22 protein-coding genes are annotated in these 21,260 nt (G+C 60.6%); 8 read left to right on the top strand and 14 right to left on the bottom strand.

Annotation, left to right across the window (positions count from 1 at the left end; translation table 11 throughout):
• Nucleotides 1-51 precede the first annotated feature (51 nt).
• Nucleotides 52-1,134 carry a phenylalanine--tRNA ligase subunit alpha gene (pheS, locus tag AC1DUP_RS08835; protein WP_477832448.1) on the top strand — a complete coding sequence of 361 codons (1,083 nt, stop codon included), beginning with the start codon at nucleotides 52-54 and terminating at the stop codon, nucleotides 1,132-1,134.
• A 15-nt stretch (nucleotides 1,135-1,149) separates the two neighbouring features.
• On the top strand, nucleotides 1,150-3,573 hold the full coding sequence (gene pheT / locus AC1DUP_RS08830; protein ID WP_477832447.1) for a phenylalanine--tRNA ligase subunit beta: 2,424 nt from the start codon (nucleotides 1,150-1,152) through the stop codon (nucleotides 3,571-3,573).
• Between the two features lie 219 nt (nucleotides 3,574-3,792).
• On the opposite strand, the gene AC1DUP_RS08825 is transcribed toward pheT, so the two are convergent.
• Both AC1DUP_RS08825 and AC1DUP_RS08820 read right to left on the bottom strand, forming a co-directional pair.
• Nucleotides 3,793-4,152, bottom strand: coding sequence for a nuclear transport factor 2 family protein (locus AC1DUP_RS08825; protein ID WP_113298234.1), 360 nt, complete (start codon nucleotides 4,150-4,152; stop codon nucleotides 3,793-3,795).
• 120 nt (nucleotides 4,153-4,272) lie between these two features.
• A complete protein-coding gene (locus AC1DUP_RS08820; protein ID WP_113307271.1) occupies nucleotides 4,273-4,773 on the bottom strand; it encodes a YciE/YciF ferroxidase family protein in 501 nt (166 codons plus the stop codon).
• A gap of 145 nt (nucleotides 4,774-4,918) precedes the next feature.
• Between AC1DUP_RS08820 and AC1DUP_RS08815 the strand changes: the two genes are divergently transcribed.
• Nucleotides 4,919-5,536 carry a hypothetical protein gene (locus tag AC1DUP_RS08815; protein WP_477832446.1) on the top strand — a complete coding sequence of 206 codons (618 nt, stop codon included), beginning with the start codon at nucleotides 4,919-4,921 and terminating at the stop codon, nucleotides 5,534-5,536.
• Here AC1DUP_RS08815 and AC1DUP_RS08810 read toward each other — a convergent pair.
• Nucleotides 5,526-5,969 (bottom strand): GNAT family N-acetyltransferase, encoded by a 444-nt coding sequence (locus AC1DUP_RS08810; RefSeq protein ID WP_113298237.1) that lies wholly within the window; start codon nucleotides 5,967-5,969, stop codon nucleotides 5,526-5,528. The two genes, AC1DUP_RS08815 and AC1DUP_RS08810, sit on opposite strands and share 11 nt — an antisense overlap.
• 14 nt (nucleotides 5,970-5,983) lie before the next feature.
• On the bottom strand, nucleotides 5,984-6,931 hold the full coding sequence (locus AC1DUP_RS08805; RefSeq protein WP_477832445.1) for an aldo/keto reductase: 948 nt from the start codon (nucleotides 6,929-6,931) through the stop codon (nucleotides 5,984-5,986).
• 180 nt (nucleotides 6,932-7,111) lie between these two features.
• Between AC1DUP_RS08805 and AC1DUP_RS08800 the strand changes: the two genes are divergently transcribed.
• On the top strand, nucleotides 7,112-8,098 hold the full coding sequence (locus tag AC1DUP_RS08800) for a Gfo/Idh/MocA family protein (protein ID WP_113298239.1): 987 nt from the start codon (nucleotides 7,112-7,114) through the stop codon (nucleotides 8,096-8,098).
• Nucleotides 8,099-8,101: 3 nt separating this feature from the next.
• On the opposite strand, the gene AC1DUP_RS08795 is transcribed toward AC1DUP_RS08800, so the two are convergent.
• Nucleotides 8,102-8,479, bottom strand: a complete 378-nt coding sequence (locus AC1DUP_RS08795) for a GtrA family protein (RefSeq protein WP_113298240.1) — start codon at nucleotides 8,477-8,479, stop codon at nucleotides 8,102-8,104.
• A complete protein-coding gene (locus AC1DUP_RS08790; protein ID WP_113298241.1) occupies nucleotides 8,476-9,471 on the bottom strand; it encodes a glycosyltransferase in 996 nt (331 codons plus the stop codon). Before AC1DUP_RS08790 ends, AC1DUP_RS08795 begins: the two co-directional genes overlap by 4 nt.
• A gap of 155 nt (nucleotides 9,472-9,626) precedes the next feature.
• Between AC1DUP_RS08790 and AC1DUP_RS08785 the strand changes: the two genes are divergently transcribed.
• Nucleotides 9,627-11,474 carry a hypothetical protein gene (locus AC1DUP_RS08785; protein WP_477832444.1) on the top strand — a complete coding sequence of 616 codons (1,848 nt, stop codon included), beginning with the start codon at nucleotides 9,627-9,629 and terminating at the stop codon, nucleotides 11,472-11,474.
• 12 nt (nucleotides 11,475-11,486) lie between these two features.
• Here AC1DUP_RS08785 and AC1DUP_RS08780 read toward each other — a convergent pair whose 3' ends face one another.
• Entirely contained in the window at nucleotides 11,487-11,729 is a 243-nt protein-coding gene (locus tag AC1DUP_RS08780) for a hypothetical protein (protein WP_113298243.1), read from the bottom strand.
• Between the two features lie 578 nt (nucleotides 11,730-12,307).
• On the opposite strand from AC1DUP_RS08780, the gene xseA reads away from it, so the two are divergent.
• A complete protein-coding gene (gene xseA / locus AC1DUP_RS08775; protein ID WP_477832443.1) occupies nucleotides 12,308-13,888 on the top strand; it encodes an exodeoxyribonuclease VII large subunit in 1,581 nt (526 codons plus the stop codon).
• Between the two features lie 2 nt (nucleotides 13,889-13,890).
• Complete coding sequence (locus AC1DUP_RS08770; RefSeq protein ID WP_477832442.1) at nucleotides 13,891-14,481, top strand: NAD(P)H-dependent oxidoreductase; 591 nt, start codon at nucleotides 13,891-13,893, stop codon at nucleotides 14,479-14,481.
• Here the strand turns inward: AC1DUP_RS08770 and AC1DUP_RS08765 are convergent, their stop codons facing one another.
• Nucleotides 14,482-14,979 (bottom strand): MarR family transcriptional regulator, encoded by a 498-nt coding sequence (locus AC1DUP_RS08765; RefSeq protein ID WP_113298246.1) that lies wholly within the window; start codon nucleotides 14,977-14,979, stop codon nucleotides 14,482-14,484.
• 81 nt (nucleotides 14,980-15,060) lie between these two features.
• Here AC1DUP_RS08765 and AC1DUP_RS08760 point away from each other — a divergent pair, with 81 nt between their 5' ends.
• The gene (locus AC1DUP_RS08760) at nucleotides 15,061-15,981 is read left to right on the top strand and encodes an EamA family transporter (RefSeq protein ID WP_477832441.1); all 921 of its coding nucleotides are present in this window, start codon (nucleotides 15,061-15,063) and stop codon (nucleotides 15,979-15,981) included.
• Here the strand turns inward: AC1DUP_RS08760 and AC1DUP_RS08755 are convergent.
• The 6 genes from AC1DUP_RS08755 to AC1DUP_RS08730 all read right to left on the bottom strand — a co-directional run bounded on the left by AC1DUP_RS08755 (nucleotide 15,929) and on the right by AC1DUP_RS08730 (nucleotide 21,245).
• Nucleotides 15,929-17,182, bottom strand: a complete 1,254-nt coding sequence (locus tag AC1DUP_RS08755; RefSeq protein ID WP_477832440.1) for an aminopeptidase — start codon at nucleotides 17,180-17,182, stop codon at nucleotides 15,929-15,931. The genes AC1DUP_RS08760 and AC1DUP_RS08755 overlap by 53 nt on opposite strands.
• Nucleotides 17,183-17,275: 93 nt before the next feature.
• On the bottom strand, nucleotides 17,276-17,749 hold the full coding sequence (gene ybaK / locus AC1DUP_RS08750) for a Cys-tRNA(Pro) deacylase (protein ID WP_113298249.1): 474 nt from the start codon (nucleotides 17,747-17,749) through the stop codon (nucleotides 17,276-17,278).
• Between the two features lie 3 nt (nucleotides 17,750-17,752).
• Nucleotides 17,753-18,103: an ArsC family reductase gene (locus AC1DUP_RS08745; RefSeq protein ID WP_113307697.1), complete on the bottom strand. Its 351-nt coding sequence runs from the start codon at nucleotides 18,101-18,103 to the stop codon at nucleotides 17,753-17,755.
• Nucleotides 18,104-18,172: 69 nt separating this feature from the next.
• Nucleotides 18,173-18,952, bottom strand: coding sequence for a phosphonoacetaldehyde hydrolase (phnX, locus tag AC1DUP_RS08740; protein ID WP_113298251.1), 780 nt, complete (start codon nucleotides 18,950-18,952; stop codon nucleotides 18,173-18,175).
• Nucleotides 18,949-20,079 (bottom strand): TIGR03364 family FAD-dependent oxidoreductase, encoded by a 1,131-nt coding sequence (locus AC1DUP_RS08735; protein WP_477832439.1) that lies wholly within the window; start codon nucleotides 20,077-20,079, stop codon nucleotides 18,949-18,951. Before AC1DUP_RS08735 ends, phnX begins: the two co-directional genes overlap by 4 nt.
• 104 nt (nucleotides 20,080-20,183) lie before the next feature.
• On the bottom strand, nucleotides 20,184-21,245 hold the full coding sequence (locus AC1DUP_RS08730; RefSeq protein WP_477832438.1) for a M14 family metallopeptidase: 1,062 nt from the start codon (nucleotides 21,243-21,245) through the stop codon (nucleotides 20,184-20,186).
• Between the last annotated feature and the right edge of the window lie 15 nt (nucleotides 21,246-21,260).

The following is a 21,260-nucleotide window of genomic DNA, read 5'->3' as shown; positions in this document are numbered from 1 at the left end:
CTTGCCGCGCCCGCCTTTCGAACGCCGCCTGATCTGGACGGAAAGAAGACAATGTCAGATATCGACCAGCTTAAATCCGCTCTGCTTGCCGAAATTGCCGCCGCCAATGACGAGCCCGCGCTCGAAGCCGTCCGTGTTTCGGCGCTTGGCAAGAAGGGCTCGATTTCCGAGCTCTTGAAGACGCTGGGCGCGATGACCCCAGATGAACGCCAGACCCGCGGCGCAGCGATCAACGCGCTGAAGAACGAGGTGAGCGACGCCCTCACCGACCGCAAGTCGGTGCTGAAGGAAGCAGCGATCAGCGCCCGGCTGGCGGCTGAAACGGTCGATGTCAGCCTGCCGGTCCGCTCGTCGCCTGCCGAGCGCGGCCGTATCCATCCGATCAGCCAGATCGTCGATGAGATCACCGCGATCTTCGGCGATATGGGATTCTCGATCGCCGAAGGGCCGGATATCGAGACCGACTATTACAATTTCACGGCGCTTAACTTCCCCGAGGGCCATCCGGCCCGCGAGATGCACGACACCTTCTTCTTCAATCCGGATGAGAAGGGCGAGCGCAAGGTTTTGCGCACGCATACCTCGCCGGTGCAGGTGCGCACCATGGAAGCGCAGAAGCCGCCGATCCGCATCATCATTCCCGGCAAGACCTACCGCCAGGATAGCGATGCCACGCATTCGCCGATGTTCCATCAGGTCGAGGGCCTGGTCATCGACAAGAAGGCCAATGTCGCCAACCTCCGCTGGGTGCTCGAGGAATTCTGCAAGACCTTCTTCGAGGTCGACGGCGTGACGATGCGCTTTCGCCCGTCCTTCTTTCCCTTCACCGAGCCCTCCTTCGAGGTCGATATCCAGTGCGACCGCTCCGGCCCGATCGTCAAGTTCGGCGAAGGCACCGACTGGATGGAAATCCTCGGCTGCGGCATGGTCCATCCGAACGTGCTGCGTTACGGGGGGCTCGATCCGGACGAATATCAAGGCTTTGCCTGGGGCATGGGCCTCGATCGCATCGCCATGCTGAAATACGGCATGCCCGATCTGCGCGACTTCTTCAACGCCGATGTCCGCTGGATAAATCACTACGGCTTCCGCCCGCTCGACATGCCGACGCTGTTCGGCGGCCTGAGCGTTTAAGGGAGGATTGGACCTATGAAATTCACGCTCTCCTGGCTTAAGGATCATCTGGAAACGGATGCAACGCTTGATGAAATCTGCATCCGCCTGACACAGATCGGGCTGGAAGTGGAAGATGTCGATGACAAGGCGGCCTTCAAGCCCTTCGTCATCGCCAAGGTTCTCTCCGCTGAAAAGCATCCGCAGGCTGACCGCCTGAAAGTGCTGATGGTCGATATCGGCCAGGGTGCACCGGTGCAGGTCGTCTGCGGCGCGCCAAATGCGCGTGCAGGCCTCATCGGCGCCTTCGCGGCACCCGGCACCTACGTTCCGGGCATCGATGTAACGCTGTCGGTCGGCAATATCCGCGGTGTCGAAAGCCGCGGCATGATGTGCTCGGAAAAGGAACTGCAGATCTCCGACAGCCATGACGGCATCATCGACCTGCCGGAAGATGCGCCGGTCGGCGCGAGCTATGCTACCTACGCCCATCTCGACGATCCTGTCATCGAGATCAACCTGACGCCGAACCGTCCGGACTGCACGTCGATCTACGGCATTGCCCGTGACCTCGCAGCCTCCGGCCTCGGCACGCTGAAGACGCGGCCTGCTCCATCCTTCGCCGCCGAAGGCGAAACCCCGGTCAAGCTGACGCTCGATCTCGACGATGCGAAGCTCTGCCCGGGCTTCGGCCTCAGGCTCGTGCGCGGCGTCAAGAACGGCCCGAGCCCGCGCTGGCTGCAGCAGCGGCTTCTCGCCATCGGTCTGCGTCCGATCAATGCGCTCGTCGATATCACCAACTACATGACCTTCGACCAGGGTCGGCCGATGCACGTTTTCGACGCCGCCAAGGTCAAGGGAAGCCTGACGGTCCGCCGTGCCAAGGAAGGCGAGACTGTACTTGCGCTCGACCAGCGCGAATACAAGCTCGGCCCGAACAACGTCGTCATCGCCGATGAGAACGGCGTTGAATCGATAGGCGGCATCATGGGCGGCGAGCATTCCGGCTGTGATGAAAACACCGTCGATGTGCTGATCGAATCCGCTCTCTGGGATCCGATGAACATCGCCAAGTCCGGCCGTGCGCTCGGCATCATCACCGATGCCCGCTACCGCTTCGAACGCGGCGTCGATCCTGACTATATGGTTCCCGGTCTCGAGCGCACGACGGAGCTGGTTCTGGAGCTTTGCGGCGGCACTCCGGCAAAGGCCGAGATCGTCGGCTACAAGGGTTACGAGCCGAAGATCGTCGATTTCCCCTATTCTGAGGTCAAGCGCCTGACCGGCCTCGAGGTTTCGACGGAAGAAAGCAACACGATCCTGACCCGCCTCGGCTTCAAGGTCTCCGGCTCCGGCGAACGCGTCTCCGTCGCCGTTCCCTCCTGGCGTCCTGATGTGGATGGCAAGGCTGATCTCGTTGAAGAGGTCATGCGCATTCACGGCGTCGACAACATCAAGCCGGCGCCCCTCGAAAGCCATGCTGCCGTCAACGGTAAAATCCTGACGGTGCTGCAGATCCGCACCCGCGCCGCCAAGCGCGCCCTTGCCTCGCGCGGCATGCTGGAAGCCGTCACCTGGTCCTTCATCCCGGAAGATCAGGCGAAGCTCTTCGGGGGCGGTTCTCCGGCTCTCAAGCTCGCCAATCCGATCGCTGCAGAAATGTCGGACATGCGCCCCTCGCTGCTACCGGGCCTGCTGACCGCTGCCCAGCGCAACGCCGACAAGGGCTATGGCGACGTGGCAATCTTCGAGGTCTCGGGCACCTATGAAAACGATACTCCGGAAGGCCAGCGTCGCGTTGCCGGCGGTATCCGCCGCGGTACGGCTTCGCTTTCCGGCGCCGGCCGCATGTGGTCGAATGCGACGAAGGGCGGCGGCAAGCCGGTCGACGTCTTCGACGCCAAGGCCGATGCGCTGGCCGTTATCGAAGTCTGCGGCCTGCCGACGGCCAATATCCAGATCGAGCAGGGCGGTCCCGAATGGTATCATCCTGGCCGTTCCGGCACGATCAAGATGGGCCCGAAGGTGATCCTCGGTTACTTTGGCGAGTTCCACCCGACCACCCTTGAAAAGCTTGATGTCTCGGGCGCTCTCTGCGGTTTCGAGGTTTACCTCGATGCCATGGCCGAGCCCAAGAAGAAGGCGACCCGCACCAAGCCGGCGCTCGACCTTTCGCCCTTCCAGGCAGTCAAGCGCGACTTCGCCTTCGTCGTCGACAAGTCGGTGGAAGCTGGCGCTATCATCAAGGCGACAACCATCGTCGACCGCAAGCTTATCACCAGCGTCAACGTCTTCGATATTTTCGAAGGTGCCTCTGTTGGCGAGGGCAAGAAGTCTGTGGCGATTGAGGTTCAGATCCAGCCGGCCGAGCGCACGCTAACCGACGAGGATTTCGAGGCGCTAACGCAGAAGATCGTCGCCAGTGTCGCCAAGTTCACCGGCGGTACCCTGAGAAGCTGAGCCGGCTAAAGCAGGCTCTCGCAAAACCGCGCAACGGTTTTGCGTCCGCAATTGCGTGAAAACAGAGAGATAGAGCATCGTGTGTCCATTCAGGCCCGCGATGCTCTGACTTTGTGAATCTGCAGACGAAAGGTTCCGAAAGTCGATTGCGCCGGATGAAGTCATGCAGCCTGTTGCGGACCTCGACCATCAACCCGGGAACCGGAAGCTGCAGTCTTTTCATAGATGAAGGTGATAAAGCTTGCTGACGATCGTCCAGCGACCGTCGATCCTCAACAATGAAAGATAGTCGGTAAATCGCATGCCGGCGAACTCGTCGGTCACTTTCGCGGTCGCTGCGTCACCGGAAATATCGATGCTGCCGATATCCATATAAGGCTGAGTGCCGGGTGGTGCGGCCCCTTCCTCGAGGATTGCGGCGATGAACTCGTCGCGCGAGAGCCATTCCACCGCATTCTGATAGTGCCCGATGATCGAACTTTTCGGGTGAAAGGCTTTCTTCAGGGCCGCTTCATTGGCAAAGGCCATGCCCTCGACATAGAGATGAACCGTTGCTTCGATTGCCTGCCTGTCGGCCATATCGATACCTCGCCTCAAGTTTCCAATGAAATGATAGCGGGGCCATGCGCGAAGACAAGCTCGAAGAAAAGCGAGCCGCCCGATCGGGGCAGCTCTGCCTGTCGGTATTCGGGCGCCAGCTCAGGCCGCGCGCGAAGCCTTCTGATTTGCGGCGGTCGTCGCAAGCTGTGACAGCAACTTGTCTGTCTTGCCTTCTTCCTGCAGCGTCTGGTCGAGAAGCGTGACGGCCTCCTTGAAGCCGAGCGTCTGCGCCCAGGTCTTCAGTGTGCCGTAGCGGGCGATTTCATAGTGCTCTACGGCCTGCGCCGAAGAGATCAGGCCGGCATCGATGGCAGGCGTACCCTTGAACTCCTCCATGATTTCTTCGCCCTCGGCGATGATGCCCTGAATTGCCTCACATGTCTTGCCCTGGGCGCGCTTGCCGATCAGCTCGAAGACCTGCTGCAGCCGTTCGACATGGCCTTCGGTTTCCTCACGATGCTTTTCGAAACCCGCCTTCAATTCCGTCGACTGGGCAGCGCGCGCCATCTTCGGCAGGGCGCGCAATATCTGCCGTTCGGCGAAATAGATGTCCTTCAGCGTGTCGTAAAATAGATCTTCCAGCGTCTTTTCCTTGGCCATTGTTCCGTTCCTTCATTGGGGATTCGCGCCCTTTTCGGCGACACTCTTAGAAGCAAATACCGCGCTAATTGTTCCCGGCGCGTTTCGGGTGGAACAGCTGCATTTTCCGGGCAATGATGTCGGGAGCAATCGGGAGGCCCCGCACATGAAGAAACCAGGATCGATGAAAGGGCTTGAGGATCTCGGCCGGGTGCGCCTGTCGAAGAACTTCTTCTTTCGCGATTTTCTCCATTCCGAGATTGCCGATTTCTACCGTATCCCGAATATCCCCGACGATCCCGATCTGGCGATCGAGGTGGGCAGACGCCTTTGCGCGCAACTTCTGGAACCGCTGGAAGCGACCTTCGGACGCCTGCATATCCGCTCCGGCTACCGTTCACCCGCGGTCAACCGCTTCGGCAACGAGAACAGACTGAATTGCTCGACCAACGCAGCCACTGCTGCCCATCACATATGGGATGTCAGAGACTTTGACGGCTGCATGGGCGCTGCCGTCTGCATCGCCATTCCCTGGATGGTCGATCGCTATGGCGATGAAAGCGACTGGCAGCGGCTCGCCTGGTGGATCCACGACCACCTGCCTTATGCCTCGCTCTGCTTCTTCCCCAAATTATGGGCCTTCAATATCCAATGGCATGAACGGCCGAAGCGGGTAATTCAGAGTTATGTACGCCCGCGCGGCATCCTCACCAAGCAGGGCATGACCAACTGGGAAGGCGATCATTCCGAATGGTATGAAGGTTTTCCGCAACTCAGAAATTGATGCGGTAGCGGATGTGGCCGTCGCTTTTGACGTATGTGTCGTAGAGTGCGCGGGCCGTTTTGTTCTGTTCGCTCGTATGCCAGTAGAGCCGCGACCAGCCGTTCTTTTTGCAGAGTGCCACGAGGTCGTCCATCAGCGCCCGGCCCACACCCTTGCCGCGCACATCCTCGGAAACGAACAGGTCTTCCAGATAGCAGTCCTTGCCGCGGATCCAGGTGCCCTCATGCGTCAGGCAGAGCGTAAAGCCGACGACCGCGCCGTCGAGTTCCGCCATCCGCATGAAGATTGCCGACGCCGGATCGAAGACCCGGCGCCAGGTGGAATCGGTAATGTCGGCATCGACGGTGACCTCGTAGAAGGCGAGATAGTCCGCCCAGAGCGCACGCCAGCGTGCTTCGTCCTCAGGCCTCGCATCGCGGATTGTCACGGTCATGGCATCACCTCGTTTCAGGCGCCGGCCTTGTCGAGCAGCGCCATTGTCTCGTCGGAGAGCTCAAGCGTTGCGGATTTCACCAGGCTTTCAAGCTGGGAAAGGCTCGTAGCACTGGCAATCGGCGCCGTCACGCCCTTCTTGCGCAGCAGCCAGGCGAGCGAGATTTCCGCGGGTTTTGCACCCGTCTCGGCGGAGACCTTGTCGAGTGCCGCGAGGATGCGCATGCCCTTGTCATTCAAATACTGGGCAACGCGGCCCTCGCGCGCCTTGCCCTCTGTATCCGCCTTGCTGCGGTACTTGCCCGAGAGAAAGCCGGCCGCGAGGCTGAAATAGGTAATGACGCCGATATCTTCCTTGGCGCAGAGATCGGCAAGCGGACCTTCGAAGCTCGCACGCTCGTAGAGGTTATATTCCGGCTGTAGCGCCTGATAGCGCGGCAGACCTGCCTTGTCGGCGGCGTCGAAGGAGGCCTGCAGCAGGCTCGCATCATAATTCGAGCAGCCGACGGAACGGATCTTGCCCTGTTCCAGGAGTTTAGCATAGGCACCAAGCGATTCCTCATGCGGCGTATCGGCATCCGGCCAGTGCGACAGATAGAGATCGATATAGTCGGTCTGCAGCCGGCGCAGCGAATCCTCGACTGCCTTCAGGATGTAGCTGGCCTTCAGCGTCTTGCCCTGACCCATGTCCGAGCCGACCTTCGTGATGATGACGGCCTTGTCGCGGGAGATTTTTCCCTTCTTCAGCCACTTGCCGATAATCTCTTCGGAATCACCGCCCTTGTTGCCCGGCACCCAGGCCGAATAGACGTCAGCCGTGTCGATCGTGTTGAGGCCGGCGTCAAAAAAGCCGTCCAGAATGTCGAAGGACGTTTTTTCATCGGCCGTCCAGCCGAATACATTGCCGCCGAAGACGATCGGCGAAATTGAAAGACCTGTTTTTCCAAGCCGGCGCATTTCCATGACGCTCTCCCAAAATGCTGAAGTGATTGAAATCTGAGGAAACGGCAGAACGCCGTTCGCAAGTAACCTAGCGCGGAGTACCCTCGAAGGAAACCAAACTTCCGTGATCGGCCGTCGCGCCATTGCGCCGCATGACAGGGCTGCATAAGGTGCGCCCAGACGATTTCAGGAGGACCTTTCATGCTGCGTTTCGGTATAATTTCAACGGCTAAGATCGGCAGGGACAACGTCGTTCCCGCCATCCAGGACGCGGAAAACTGCGTCATTACCGCGATCGCCAGCCGCGATTTTGCGCGTGCCCGCGAAATGGCAGACCGCTTCTCCGTGCCGCATGCCTTCGGCTCCTACGAGGAGATGCTGGCGTCCGACACCATCGATGCCGTCTATATTCCGCTGCCGACTGCCCAGCATGTCGAGTGGTCGATCAAGGCTGCCGATGCCGGCAAGCACGTGCTCTGCGAAAAGCCGATCGCGCTGAAGGCCTCCGAGATCGACGATCTGATCGCCGCCCGCGACCGCAACAAGGTCATCATCAGCGAAGCCTTCATGGTCACCTACTCGCCGGTCTGGCGCAAAGTCCGATCACTGCTGCAGGAGGGTGCGATCGGCGAGCTTCGTCATGTGCAGGGCGCCTTCACCTATTACAACCGCGACCCCGGCAATATGCGCAACATTCCAGAACTTGGCGGCGGCGGCCTGCCTGATATCGGCGTCTATCCCGTCATCAGCACCCGCTTCTCCACCGGCAAGGAGCCGTCCTGGATCCAGGCGATCACCGAGCGCGATGCGGAATTCGGCACCGATATCTATTCCAGCGTGAAGGCGGATTTCGGYGAGTTCGAGCTGAGCTTTTACATCTCCACCCAGATGGCCGGTCGGCAGATCATGGTTTTCCACGGCACTGACGGTTATATCGAGGTCAAGTCGCCCTTTAATGCCAATCGCTGGGGGCCGGAGGAGATCGAAGTGACCAATCGCGGTCACAGTGAATCCCAGATCATCCGCTTTCAGGACAGCCGCCAGTACAGGTGCCAGGCGGAAGCCTTTGCCCGCGCTGCAGCAGGCGAAAAGGAAGAAATCGTCACGCTGGAAGATTCGAAGCTCAATCAGAAGGTCATCGACGCCATCTACCGGGCCAGCGAGCAGGATGGCTGGGAAGCCGTCTGACCCCTATTCCGCGCGGAAGACGAAGCGAGAATAGCCAAAGAAGCTGAAGAACATCGACGCTGCGGTCGCGAGCACCATTGCGACAAGCGGCTCCAGCGCCGGTAATGATAGAAGCAGCGCCGAATAGAGCCCGTAATTGACGAGGGCGGCAGTGACGCCGACAGAGCCGTAGCGGAAGCCTTCCGCTGCCAGCGACCGGCCGGACCGGTCAAATGTGAAAGTCCGGTTGAAGGCCCATGTCGTCGCCATCGCCAGGACAATGGCGAATAGCCGGGCAATGAAGGGACCGAGTGGTGTCAGATGCAGAAGCAGCGCAAGTACGCCCGCATCGACGATGAAGCCCAGCCCGCCGGCGATCGCGAAACGAACGAGCTTCTTCATGCCGCATCCGCCTTGTTGCCATCAGGCATTATGGACGAGGTTTTATCCTTCAGCGAGACCGGTGCAGGGAAGCTCATATAGTGGATGCGCAACTGTTCGGCCCGCGCCCGCGCAACGGAATCGAGAATGACGCCGGCTGTAAACAACATGATGGAGATCATCGCGAGCGCCGTCGAAAGCACCCAGGTCGGCATGCGGCTGACAAGGCCGGTCGCAAAATATTCCGCCAGCACCGGCCCCATGAAGCCGAGGCTTGCCAGCATGAAGAGCGCGCTGATCGTGCCGAAGAAGGCAAAGGGCCGCGTCTCCTTCATCAGCATGGCGAACATCCACAAGATCTTGCGGCCGTCGCGGAAGGTCGAGAGCTTCGAATGCGAGCCTTCCGGGCGCCTGCCATAATGCAGTTCCAGTTCGCTGACAGGCAATTTCAACCGCGATGCATGCACCGACATTTCCGTTTCGATCTCGAAGCCGCCGGAAACCGCTGGAAAGCTCTTGACGAAACGGCGTGAAAAGGCCCGGTAGCCGGAGAAGATATCGGTGAAGTCGGGCCCGAAGATCGCGCGGTAGAGGATATTGAACAGCCGGTTGCCAAAGGCATGCCCCTGCCGGCCGGCGTCGTCATGCACACCGCGCCGCGTGCCGACCACCATGTCGGCCCGTTCCGTCAGCAGCGTCCGTACCAACTCTTCGGCATCCTCGGGCGCGTAGGTCCCGTCGCCGTCGGCGATTATGTAGATGTCGGCATCGATATCGGCAAACATGCGGCGCACCACATGGCCCTTGCCCTGGCGCCGCTCGCGCACGACCTGCGCGCTGGCAAGCATGGCATGCAGCGCTGTGCCGTCAGTGGAATTGTTGTCGTAGACGTGGATATGCGCATCGGGCAGGGCCGCCCGGAACCCCCTGACAACAGCACCGATCGTCGCCGCTTCGTTGTAGCAGGGAAGCAGAACGGCAATATCAGGACTTTCGCTGAGCGATCGCGCCATGGGGTTACACTCGTTACAAAGAAACCGCGGCGAATTTACTGCATGCAGCGTTAACAAGCCGCTATAGGAACCGAAGCCGTCACGTCCTGTGGTTTACACTTTCTTGATAAGCCAAGGCTAAGGTTTGCCCATCACGCAACCACCTGGCTATCATGATGAACGCAGTGCAGCCGATCGCCAAGGCGCAATCCGCATCAGCCAGGACTGGATTCATCGGCAGAATCCGGCAGATGCTCACTCATCTCCTGCCATCCGCCCTCATCTACACGGTGATCCTGATCGGCATTATCACCGTCATGAAATATGCCGGCGGCCCGGTCGATTATGTCGGCCCTGATAATGACGACGGCATGCGCCTCGTAGAGGTCAGAGATTTCCTGAATGGGCAGGGCTGGTTCGATCTGATGCAGTATCGGCTCGGCCTCGGCGAGGGCACGCTCATGCATTGGTCGCGGCTGATCGACCTGCCGATCACTGCCCTGATCCGCTTTTTCGGCCTCTTCCTCAGCCATGATGCCGCAGAAGCCGCGGCCCTTGTGGTCTGGCCTCTGTCGCTCGTTTTTCCTGCCATGCTTGCCATGGGCCTTGCCGGCAGGCGTGTCGGCGGCCTTGCCGGTATGCACCTGTCCTTCTGCTTTGCCGGTATGGCAATCTATACCGGCAATCGCTTCGCGCCCGGCGCCGTCGATCATCACAATGCCCAGCTCGCGCTCGTCGCAACCATGGTGGCGATGTTGTTCGATGAAAGACAGCGCGCGTGGAACTACGCCGTCGCTGGTGTGTCAGCGGCATTGGCGATCGCGATCGGCGCGGAAACCACACCCTTCGTTGCCACCTATTGTCTGGTGGTGGCGCTGCTCTGGGCCTGGGAAGGCGATCCGTTCGCTGCCGCCACCAAGGCTTTCGGCCTCAGCCTCGCTGTTGCGATCAGCATCCTCTTCTTTGCGACGGTGCCGCCACAACAATATTCGACGGTGACGTGCGACAATCTTTCGCTCGGCTTCTACAGCTTGGCGACGATTGGCGGTGGCCTGCTGCTCGCTTCCGCAGTCTTTGCCAGCCGTCTCGGCCGCGGCCTGCGCTTTGCCGTACTTGCGGCCGTCGGCGCTGCTGTTCTCGGCTCGGCAATGGTCATTGAGCCGCAATGCCTACGCAATCCGCTTGCCGATCTTGATCCCATGCTGGTCGAGCTCTGGCTTCGCAATGTTTCGGAAGCGCAATCCATTCTCGCGCTCAGCCGGACGGATCCCTTTTCCATTGGCGCATTCTATGCGCCCGGCCTGCTGGCGATCGCCGTCTGCATTTTCCGCTCCGTGCAGGGCGATCGCGTGCAGATCCATCTCGTCCTTCTGGCGCTCTTGAGCGTCAGCTGGGCTGTCGCCCTGGTCCAGGTCCGGGGAGCCGTCTTCGCAAACCTTCTGTCCATCCTGCCGCTTGCCCTGCTGATCATCGACGTGCGTCGCATGTCGAACGGCGATAGCGAGAATGCCGCGATTGCCCTCGTCTATATCGTCACGGTTCTGGCAAGCGTACCGGCGGTATGGGCCGTCGGCGGCGCGCTTGTCGAAATGCAGCTCGACAAGACGAATAATGGGGAGGAGGCAGAGCGTCTCTCCTGCTCATCGAAACAGGCGCTCGCTCCGCTTGCCGCCGTGCCCGCTGGTCTGATCTCGGCGCCATCGGAAATGGGCGTGCCAATCCTGCGCTACACCGTCAACCGTGTCCTGTCGGCGCCCTACCATCGAAACCAGGGTGGCATGCTGACCGAGATGCATATCGGTCTGGCTGAGCCGCTGGAGGCGGGAGCATTTCTGAAAGGAGCGGGTGTCACGATGCTTGCGTTCTGCGCGGATGATCTGCAGACCCGTGAAATTGCCAGATTGAAGCCCGATGGGCTCTATGCGCAGCTCGGCAAGGGCATTATTCCGCCCTACCTCGACCCGCTTCCGAAAGCCGCCAACAGCGGCGTCCAGTTCTTCCGTTACCGGCCGACGTCGGACTGAGGTCCTATCTTTTCAGGAATGGACGAGTACGGCCCGCAGGCGATCGGTGGTGAAGAGACCGCCGAGATAAAGCAGCAGACCGGCATTATAGCCGATGATCGTGTAGAGAAGCGCCAGGAATGACACCGCGCCGCCGGAAGCGATTGCGGCGAGAGCAAAGGTCGCGCCGATCAGCATGGCGACCAGCGCAATGACGCTGGCCGAGCGCATGAGGCCGACGGTGAGGCCCAGTGTGGTTGCTGTCAGGATGATCATGTCGTCACCTCTTCTTCAGGTCGTTTGCGAGGAGCCTAGGAGCCCTCCGCTAACAAAAGTTTATTGGCCACCCTCCATGGAAGCTTCAATTGCGGCCATGGTTACGGATGCGTTCACCTGACGGCATTTCCTCCGGCTCGCGCCGGGTACGTGTTTCGATACAAATCAACTCTGTTACAGGCTGAAAAGTTCCGTTACTTTCTCGCTTACGTAAACGGAACTCTCCAGTGACGGCACCGGCATTGAACGAAGCAGCATCACGCTGACAATTCGATCGACGTCGGATCGACTGGTTGTTCGGAAAGAGGGCGAGCCGATACCCAATAAGGTTGAGCAATAGCGACGATAAGATAAGCGATCGCTCCCGCGCCTTTCATCGGCGGGGAATTTTCACTGTCACCAGCATGCTCATTTTCGGGTCAGTGTTCGCCACTCCCTACGAACATGAATAATACTAAGTTTTTTTTGGACGTAGCGATATCCCTATTTCTAGGGTCTTTCGTCGATTTTCGGGTAAAAATACGCCCTTCGACGGAGCCGACCTTCCCGTTCGGGGTCGATCAAAATAGAAAGGGCGGATGAGCAATGTCTTTGACGGCGATTCGCCCACCAATCTTGCGGAATATTCAGTCTCTGAACTGTCCGGTTCCATCAAGCGGACCGTCGAGACAGCCTTTGATCAGGTGCGGGTGCGCGGCGAGATTTCCGGCTACCGCGGGCCGCATTCTTCCGGTCATGCCTATTTTTCGTTGAAGGACGACCGCGCTCGCATCGATGCGGTCATTTGGAAAGGCACTTTTTCCCGCCTGAAGTTCCGTCCGGAAGAGGGCATGGAGGTGATCGCGACCGGCAAGGTCACGACCTTCCCCGGCTCTTCCAAATATCAGATCGTCATCGAGACCCTGGAGCCTGCTGGTGCAGGCGCGCTGATGGCATTGATCGAGGAGCGCAAGCGCAGGCTCAGCGCTGAGGGCCTGTTCGATCCATCGCGCAAGAAGCGCCTGCCTTTCATGCCTGAGGTCATCGGCGTCGTGACCTCGCCCACCGGCGCCGTCATCCGCGATATCCTGCATCGTATCTCCGATCGTTTCCCGGTCCATGTCATCGTCTGGCCAGTCAAGGTGCAGGGGGAGGGCTCCGGCGAGGAGGTGGCGAACGCCATCAACGGCTTTAATGCCATGGAACCCGGCGGTGAGATCCCGCGTCCGGATGTGCTGATCGTCGCGCGAGGCGGCGGCAGTCTCGAAGATCTCTGGAGCTTCAACGACGAAATCGTCGTGCGTGCCGCAGCCGACAGCCGAATTCCTTTGATCTCCGCTGTTGGCCACGAGACGGACTGGACGCTGATCGATTACGCCGCCGATGTCCGTGCGCCGACACCGACGGGTGCCGCTGAAATGGCCGTGCCCGTCAAGGCCGAGCTTGAGGCGCAGACCGCAGGTCTCACTGCCCGCCTGCAGGGCTGCATGAGCCGCCAGATGGATCAGCGCCGCCAGTCCGTTCGCGCTTTGATGCGCGCTCTGCCGTCGCTCGACCAATTGCTGGCGCTGCCCCGCCGCCGCTTCGATGAGGCGGCCACCGGCCTCGGCCGCGGGCTGGAACTCAACACCATCAACAAGCGCCGCGGTTTCGAGCGTGTCGCTTCGCATCTGCGTCCGGACGTGCTGTCGAACCGCATCACCGAGCGTCGCCAGCTTCTCAACGAGCGCATGGCCCGGGCTGAGCGTACCGTCGAGCGTCTGCTCGATCGTTCAAAGTCCCGCATTGAGCGCGCCGAAGCAATTCTCGCCTCGCTTCCGGCGCGGCTGAAGACTCAGACCGATCGTGGCCGCGAGAGGCTCGGCAATCTTTCGCGCCATGCCGATACTGCGATCCACCATCAGCTGACGCGTGCGCGCGCCGAGCTTTCTGCACAGGACCGCGTTCTTCAGTCTCTCTCCTACAAGAACGTGCTGAAGCGCGGTTATGCGGTCATCCGCGATGAGGACAACAGGCCGGTATCGCAGGCTGCCGCACTCTCCGCTGGGATGGGCATCGCCATCGAGTTTGCCGATGGCCGCGTCGGGGCCATGACGACCGAAGGCGGCACTCCACCGGCAGGGTCTAAGAAGCGCACTGCAAGGGGGGGCGAGCCGCCGAAACAGGGAAGCCTGTTCTAGCGATGCACATTCTGCTCGTGCTCGCCCATCCGCTGCCGGAAAGCTTTGCTGCTTCTGTGGCCCGGACCGCTCAGGAGGCACTCGAAGCCTCCGGCCATACTGTCGATCTGCTGGATCTCTATGCCGAGGATTTTGACCCTCGGCTATCGAAGGCCGAGCGGAGCGGCTATTTCGACGTGCCTTACGACACCTCTGCCGTTGCCGGTATCTTGGTTCGTCTTCAGGCTGCTGACGGGCTCGTCCTCGTTTTCCCGCAGTGGTGGTTCAATTTCCCGGCGATCCTGAAGGGCTTCTTCGATCGCATCTTTGCGCCGGGCGTCGCTTTCACCCACGATGCCGCCGGCGGCCGCATCGTGCCGCAGCTCACCAATATCAGGCTGCTCTATGCGCTGACGACGACAGGTTCACCCTGGTGGCTGGTGCATTTCTATATGGGCAATCCCGTCCGCCGCCTGCTGAAGCGCGGCATTGCCAATTTCTGCTCGAAGAAACTCGTATTCCGTATGCTGAGCCTGCACGACATGGACCGCACGACGGATGCCAGACGCAGGGCGCATCTGGAGCGCATCCGCAAGGTGCTCGCGGCCGTCTGACTATTCGAAGTCCGACAGGAATTTCTTCAGCAGCCGATCAAGCTCCGCCTTGTCCTTATCTGTCAGATTGCGCGTCAACCGCTGTTGGTTGGCGACATGGGCGCCGACCGCCTCTTCCACGATCGCCAGCCCCTTCTCGGTGAGCGCAATCAGCACGCTGCGCCTGTCTTCGGGATTAAACAGCCGTTCCACGAAGCCGGCCTTTTCCAGCTGGTCGATCCGGTTCGTCATCGTGCCTGAACTCACCATGGTCATGCCGAGCAATTCTCCGGGCGAAAGCCGGTAGGGCGCGCCGGAGCGGCGAAGGGTCGCCAGCACATCGAAGGCGGAAGAGGAGAGGCCATGCTTGAGCAGTACGTTTTCCACTTCCCGGCCGATATGCGTCGTCAGCCGTTTCAACCGGCCGAAGATCCCCATGGGTTCGACATCCAGCTCTGGCCGCTCGCGCCGCCACTGAGCCAGGATCCGGTCGACGTGATCTTCATTGGTTTTGCCCATGCCGCATCGATATCAGGAGATCTCTTGACGTCAAGATAAAATGCACTATGCTAAATTTATCTTGAAGTAGAGATTCTTGAAATGAAGACAAATGCACGCTATGCCACCGATGTGCTGATGACCGCTGTTGCTCCCGCCGTCTGGGGAAGCACCTATTTCGTCACGACGTCCTTCCTGCCGCAGGATTATCCGCTGACGGTGGCGATGCTGCGTGCGCTGCCGGCCGGTCTGCTTCTGCTGCTGATTGTCCGGAAGCTGCCCACGGGCATCTGGTGGGGCCGCGCCTTCATTCTCGGCGCGCTGAATTTCTCATTCTTCTGGGCGATGCTTTTCGTTTCGGCCTACCGATTGCCGGGCGGCGTGGCGGCCACGGTCGGCGCCGTGCAGCCACTGATCGTCATCGCGCTGTCGCGCCTTTTCCTTGGCAAGCCGATCCGATTCTTCGCTGTCATTGCCGGCCTGATCGGCATGGGTGGGGTGGCACTTCTGGTGCTCAGCCCCAAAGCGGCACTCGATCCTGTCGGTGTTGCCGCAGGTCTTGCCGGTGCCGTCTCCATGGCTTTTGGTACGGTGCTGACCCGCCATTGGCAGCCGCCCGTATCGAGCCTGACTTTTACCTCATGGCAACTGACTGCGGGCGGCATCCTGCTCGTGCCCGTCGCCTTCTTTCTGGAGCCTGCGCTTCCGGTACCGACGGCAGCCAATATATTCGGCATCGCCTATCTCGGCCTCATTGGTGCAGCCTTCACCTATCTGCTCTGGTTCCGCGGCCTGTCACGCATCGAGCCCTCGGCCGCGGCATCGCTTGGTTTTCTGAGCCCCGTCGTCGCAACCCTGCTCGGCTGGCTGGCGCTCGGCCAAAGCCTGACGCCAACCCAGCTTGTCGGTTTTGCCATGGTGCTGGTCAGCGTCTGGCTCAGCCAGCGCAGCCTGATGCCGAAGGCTGCGGTTACGCCCACTCGCCCTGGCGCATCACCGGCACCCGCGAACCATCCGGCTTGATGCCGTCGATATCGACCTTGTCGGAACCGATCATCCAGTCGATGTGGATCAGGCTGGAATTACCGCCCTGCGCCTTGATCTGCTCCTGGCTAAGCGAAGCGCCATCGAGGAAGCACTTCGAGTAGCACTGGCCGAGTGCGATATGGCAGGAGGCATTCTCGTCGAACAGCGTATTGTAGAATAGGATACCGCTCGCGGAGATCGGCGAGGAATGCGGCACCAGCGCCACTTCGCCGAGCCGGCGCGCGCCCTCATCCGTATCCAGCACCTTGTTCAGGACCTCCTCGCCGCGCGAGGCCTTGGCCTCGACGATGCGGCCGCCTTCGAAGCGAACCCGGATATTGTCGATCAGCGTGCCCTGATGCGAAAGCGGCTTGGTGCTCGACACATGGCCTTCCACGCGCAGCGCATGCGGCGTGGTGAAGACTTCCTCGGTCGGGATGTTCGGATTGCAGGTGATGCCGTTCTTCGCCGTCGAGGCGCCACCATGCCATTCATGGCCATCCGCCAGGCCGACAGTGAGATCCGTGCCCGGTCCGGTGAAATGCAGTGCGGCAAAACGTTCGCCGTTCAGCCAGGATGAGCGTTTGGCGAGATTGGCATTATGCTCTGCCCATGCCGCGATCGGGTCGTCGAGGTCGACACGCGAGGCAGCAAAGATCGCCCTGGCAAGCCTGGCGATGGCAATCGCTTCCGGATCGTCGGGGAAGACGACCTTCGCCCAGGAGGGGTTGGGATAGGAGACGATGTTCCAGTTGATGTCGAAGTTGGAGATCTTCTCCAGCGCCGGCTTGTAGGCCGTGGAATTGGCGCGGTTGGCACGGCCGACCTTGCTGGGATCTTGCTCCGACAGGAGCATCGGATTGTCACCGGCAATAGCAAGGCGGGCGGTATCCTTCTCATAGGCCTTCGCCATGCCGTCGTAGAGCCAGCCGGAAGCCCGGTCGAAGCTCTCGTCGCTGCCATATTGGTAGCGCGCCAACGTCGTCTCCTCGTCGGAGTAGAAGGTCGAAACAAGGCCGGCGCCGGCGAGATAGGCGTGTTTGGTGATCAGGCGCACCAGCGGCAGCGCCACGACAGGAGAGGTAATGACGAGATCCTGCCCCTTCTGAAGCTGCAATCCGACCTTGATGGCGACTTCCGCCAGCTTCTCGAGTTTGACGGGATCGACGGAGCTGTGGCTCTGGGGCATGAACGTCATGGGATCAACTGCCTTCTGATATCTACGACGGGAGGTGAAAGACTTAGACCCCTTTACGGCGAAAATGAAGCGCTCCGGCCAATTCATCTCGCCTCAGGCGATCAGCGCCGCAGCTGTCGCTTTCAGTGCTTTTAGCGCGTCCTTGGGGTCCAGCCGCACTTGCAGCCCACGCTGTCCGCCATTGATATAAACCAGCGGTTCGGCCAGCGCCGTTTCCTCGATTGCCGTCGGAACGATCTTCTTCTGCCCGAAGGGACTGATACCGCCGACATGGTATCCCGTCAGCCGCTCCGCATCGGTCGGTTTCATCATATTGGCCGACTTGCCACCAAAGGTGCCCGCGAGCTTTTTCATGCTGACCTCGCGGTCGGAGGGCACGACCACACAGACCGGCTTCCCATCCACCTCCGCCATCAGCGTCTTCAGCACGCGATGCGGCTCCTCACCCAAGGCTTCGGCCGCCTGCAGCCCGACGCGCTCGGCATTCGGATCGTAGTCATAGGTGTGAATTGTAAAGGCGATGCCTGCCTGCGTGAGAACCTGCGTGGCGCGGGTGGTCCTGGACATGACTCAGCCCTCGAACGTCCGCTCGTAAATCTCCGGCTTGAAGCCGATCAGCAGCTTGTCATCAGCTTCCAGCACGGGACGCTTGATCATCGAGGGTTGGTCGAGCATCAGCGCGATCGCCTTCTCGCGGTTGAGGTCCTCGCGAGCAGCGTCCGGCAACTTGCGGAAGGTCGTGCCTGCACGGTTGAGCACCGTTTCCCAGCCTGCCTCGTCGATCCAGCGTTCCAGATGCGCGCGGTCGATGCCGACAGCCTTGTAGTCATGGAAGTCATAGGCAACGCCGTGGTCCTCCAGCCAGCTGCGGGCCTTCTTCATCGTGTCACAGTTCTTGATACCGTAGATGGTAGCGACCATGGGGTTCGATCTCCCTGTTTCGGCAGGGAGATATCACGGCGGATAAGCGCTGCAAACGTCGTTCGGCGTTTATCCCTCGAGCTCTTCGATGAGCGCCGGCAGGTCGGCCACGGTCTCGATAATGTAGTCGGCGCCGGCGGCGATCAGTTTCTCGCCGATCCTTTTGTGCAGCTCGGCCCGCGCCTCCGGCGAAAGCGCATCCACTTCTTCGGGCGTCAGGCCGGCTTCATTGCCGGAGAGCGTTACGCCGACCGTCACGCAGCCGGCGGCAGCACCTTCGGCAATACCCGGTTCCGTATCGTCGACCTTCAGGACGGCAGAGGCCGGATAGACCATCAGATCGACGAAGCATTTGTACATGCCGATCGGCGTCGGCCGGCCGAGCGGCAGGTCATCGGCGCAGATCAGGTTGTCGGGCGCATAGCCCTGTTCGGCGGCAAGCGGCAGCACGCGCTCCATGATCGAGCGCGTATAGCCGGTGGTTGAGCCGATCTTCATCTGCCGCTCACGCAAGTACTCGATCGTCCTCAGTGCGCCCGGTACCAGTGCGCAGTAATTGCTCACGACCGCCTCGTTGAGCGGCACGAAGAGTTCGTAGACCTTATCGATTGCCGATTCGTCAGGGGAGGTACCGCATGCAGCCTGCCAGCGGGCGGCAATATGCGGCTCGGCCAGCATTGCCGCAATATGCGCGCGCTTTGGGAGCCCCATCGGTTTGCGGGCATCGGCGATCGTCACTTCGATGCCGAACTTGCCGAAGGTTTCCACAAAGGCGCCCATCGGCGCGAAGGAGCCAAAATCGATGACCGTGCCGGCCCAGTCGAAGACCACTGCCTTGAATTGCGTCATGCTGCGCTCCCGTAAAGATCTTCGATGGTTTCCTCGCCGATGCCGAAAGCAGTGGATGCACCGCAGCCCGCCGTGACCACGACGATGCGCAACGCGTCGAAAGGCTTGTCGGTGAACCGCCAGCGGTCCGGGGCGGAGGCATAGGTGCCGATCCAACGCTCGGTGATGAAGCGTCCCGGCAGGTTGAGCACGGTGTCCAACTCGTCGAGGATCAGCCTGTCGACCCGCTCCAGCCCAAAGGGATCGGGCGTTTCGGAATAATGATGGCTGTCGCCGACGACGAGCGAGCCGTCCTCCGACTGCGTGACGATCAGATGGATGCCGTTTTCGCGCTCGGGCTTGAATTCCCGGTCGAGCCTCGCCTTGAGCACAGTCGCCTCCGGTAACTCGGCATAGCCGAGATAGCGTCCAAGCCCGAGATCGGACATGACGGCTGTGCCGAGCGAAACCCGTTGCGCCGGAACGACGCGCATCATCTGCAGTTTGCAGCGCGTTACGTTGAAAGCAGCGATCCGGTCGGCAAACAGGCTCTTGAAATCATCGCCCGGGCAGACGACCACTGTTTCCGCCTCGATCACCCCTGCAGTCGTTTCGACTCGCGGCGGTTCGACGGCACTCACCGCCGTGGAGCGGCGGAACTCGATGCCGTATTTGACTTCAAGATACCGCGCGAGCAGGGGAATGGCAGTTCGGGACTCCACGCGCAGCTCATGCGGGCTGTAGAGTGTAAACGGCGCTGCCTCCGGCCGCAGCGCCGGCACGAGCCGCCGTGCTTCGTCGACCGTCAGTCTTTCGCAGCCTTCGCCCATTTCGGTCCGCAGAAAGGCATCGATCACGCCTTCGGATTCGTCGAGCCTCGCTGCCAGCAAAAGCCCGCGCTGCAGGACATCGATGCCGGCCTCGTCCACCACTTCGGCCCAGATATCACGGGCCTTCCGTGCCTTGCCCCAGCAGTCGCCAGCCTGCTGGCCGGTCACCGTCACAAATCCGAAATTGCGCACCGAGGCGCCGTTTGCCTGTGCGTCGCGGTCTATAACCACAACGCGTTTGCCGCGCTTTGCCGCCGCCAGCGCATGCGCCAGCCCGATAATTCCTGCGCCGACGATCGCAACGTCGTATTGCGGCATGAAAGCTCCTTCGCAACATGTCTGCAACGGCTTGGCGGATTATCTTGAAGCCTGTGTGACAGTTGCGCGGAGCCTTACATTCGCGTGTGGAAAAGAACGCCGGTTCAGTTTTCCAGCGCGCCGGCCCTCCGCGTCGCCTTGCTCGGCCGGTCGGCCGCGATCTTCACTAGGTCGCCTCGCCGGCGCACCAGCCGATCGGACGTGCGGGTCAGCAGCAGCCCGCCCTGCGGCGCCAGGATGTGGATATCGCCTTCGGCAAAGCCGGGTCGGGTGATGATCGTCGCCAGAAGCTCTCCTTCAGAAACACGTTCGCCGATATTGCGATGGAACAACACTGTGCCACCCTGCGGCGCGCGCACGATCTCGACATTGTCGAGCGGCACGGCCGGTCCGAAGAAGGTCTTGTCACCGCCTGCCCGGCCGTTGACGACACCACGCCCGATCAGGAATTGCAGCAGGCCTTCGGCGTCTTTTGCGGCCATATCGGGATAGACGTCGCGCCGGCCGCGCAGCTCCACCGTCACCGAAAGCTTGCCCGGAAGCTTTGTCTTGCGCTCGCCTGGCACCTCATATTTCCAGGCAAAACCGACCGCTTCTTCAAAGGCGGAGCTTTCGCCATCAGAAAGCAGCACTGCTTCCATGTCGAGCGCATTGGCAAGGTCCGCTGCCTCCGGCCAGAAGGCCTCATCGATATAGGCATATTGCAGCGATTCATCATCGCAATGCAGATCGAGCACCAGATCGGCCCCGAGTGCCATGTCAATCAGCTTTCGCTTCAATCGATCTGTAGCCGGATAATCATCGAGACCGTCAAGCAACTCCTCCCGGTCGCGAACCGAGATCAGCGGAAAATCCCGATTGAAATTGGTCCGCGATCCCAAATCGAAGCGGCCCTGCAACTCGCCGAAATGCGATTGCGCCGCCCCGATCGGATTTGCCTGCGGCACGAGCGTGATATCGCCGGCGATACGTCCTTCGCTTTCTGCTTGCCCGAGTTGAAGGCAGAGAAAATGCGCAAGCGCCGTTCCCGGCAGTTCATTGGAATGCAACGCGGCCTGGATATAGACCTTGGGCGCCGCCGGATCGCTTCCTCTGAAGCGCATGACCGGCAACCGCCATTCGATGCCGGGCGTATCGCCGGGGATGATGATCTCTGAAACGTCCACTGTCTTGCTCCGCAT

The organism is Rhizobium sp. 01L419 (assembly GCF_056400025.1).
This window is presented reverse-complemented; position numbering and strand designations above follow the sequence as displayed.

Coding starts and splice junctions, on each gene's coding strand:
- phnX (WP_113298251.1), bottom strand. CDS start 18,952: ATGACGCAATTCAAGGCAGTGGTCTTCGACTGGGCCGGCACGGTCATC.
- AC1DUP_RS08810 (WP_113298237.1), bottom strand. CDS start 5,969: ATGACCGTGACAATCCGCGATGCGAGGCCTGAGGACGAAGCACGCTGG.
- AC1DUP_RS08765 (WP_113298246.1), bottom strand. CDS start 14,979: ATGGGCAAAACCAATGAAGATCACGTCGACCGGATCCTGGCTCAGTGG.
- xseA (WP_477832443.1), top strand. CDS start 12,308: ATGAGCAATGTCTTTGACGGCGATTCGCCCACCAATCTTGCGGAATAT.
- AC1DUP_RS08755 (WP_477832440.1), bottom strand. CDS start 17,182: ATGACGTTCATGCCCCAGAGCCACAGCTCCGTCGATCCCGTCAAACTC.
- AC1DUP_RS08815 (WP_477832446.1), top strand. CDS start 4,919: ATGAAGAAACCAGGATCGATGAAAGGGCTTGAGGATCTCGGCCGGGTG.
- AC1DUP_RS08805 (WP_477832445.1), bottom strand. CDS start 6,931: ATGGAAATGCGCCGGCTTGGAAAAACAGGTCTTTCAATTTCGCCGATC.
- AC1DUP_RS08780 (WP_113298243.1), bottom strand. CDS start 11,729: ATGATCATCCTGACAGCAACCACACTGGGCCTCACCGTCGGCCTCATG.
- AC1DUP_RS08825 (WP_113298234.1), bottom strand. CDS start 4,152: ATGGCCGACAGGCAGGCAATCGAAGCAACGGTTCATCTCTATGTCGAG.
- AC1DUP_RS08785 (WP_477832444.1), top strand. CDS start 9,627: ATGAACGCAGTGCAGCCGATCGCCAAGGCGCAATCCGCATCAGCCAGG.
- AC1DUP_RS08760 (WP_477832441.1), top strand. CDS start 15,061: ATGAAGACAAATGCACGCTATGCCACCGATGTGCTGATGACCGCTGTT.
- AC1DUP_RS08770 (WP_477832442.1), top strand. CDS start 13,891: ATGCACATTCTGCTCGTGCTCGCCCATCCGCTGCCGGAAAGCTTTGCT.
- ybaK (WP_113298249.1), bottom strand. CDS start 17,749: ATGTCCAGGACCACCCGCGCCACGCAGGTTCTCACGCAGGCAGGCATC.
- AC1DUP_RS08795 (WP_113298240.1), bottom strand. CDS start 8,479: ATGAAGAAGCTCGTTCGTTTCGCGATCGCCGGCGGGCTGGGCTTCATC.
- AC1DUP_RS08820 (WP_113307271.1), bottom strand. CDS start 4,773: ATGGCCAAGGAAAAGACGCTGGAAGATCTATTTTACGACACGCTGAAG.
- pheS (WP_477832448.1), top strand. CDS start 52: ATGTCAGATATCGACCAGCTTAAATCCGCTCTGCTTGCCGAAATTGCC.
- AC1DUP_RS08790 (WP_113298241.1), bottom strand. CDS start 9,471: ATGGCGCGATCGCTCAGCGAAAGTCCTGATATTGCCGTTCTGCTTCCC.
- pheT (WP_477832447.1), top strand. CDS start 1,150: ATGAAATTCACGCTCTCCTGGCTTAAGGATCATCTGGAAACGGATGCA.
- AC1DUP_RS08735 (WP_477832439.1), bottom strand. CDS start 20,079: ATGCCGCAATACGACGTTGCGATCGTCGGCGCAGGAATTATCGGGCTG.
- AC1DUP_RS08745 (WP_113307697.1), bottom strand. CDS start 18,103: ATGGTCGCTACCATCTACGGTATCAAGAACTGTGACACGATGAAGAAG.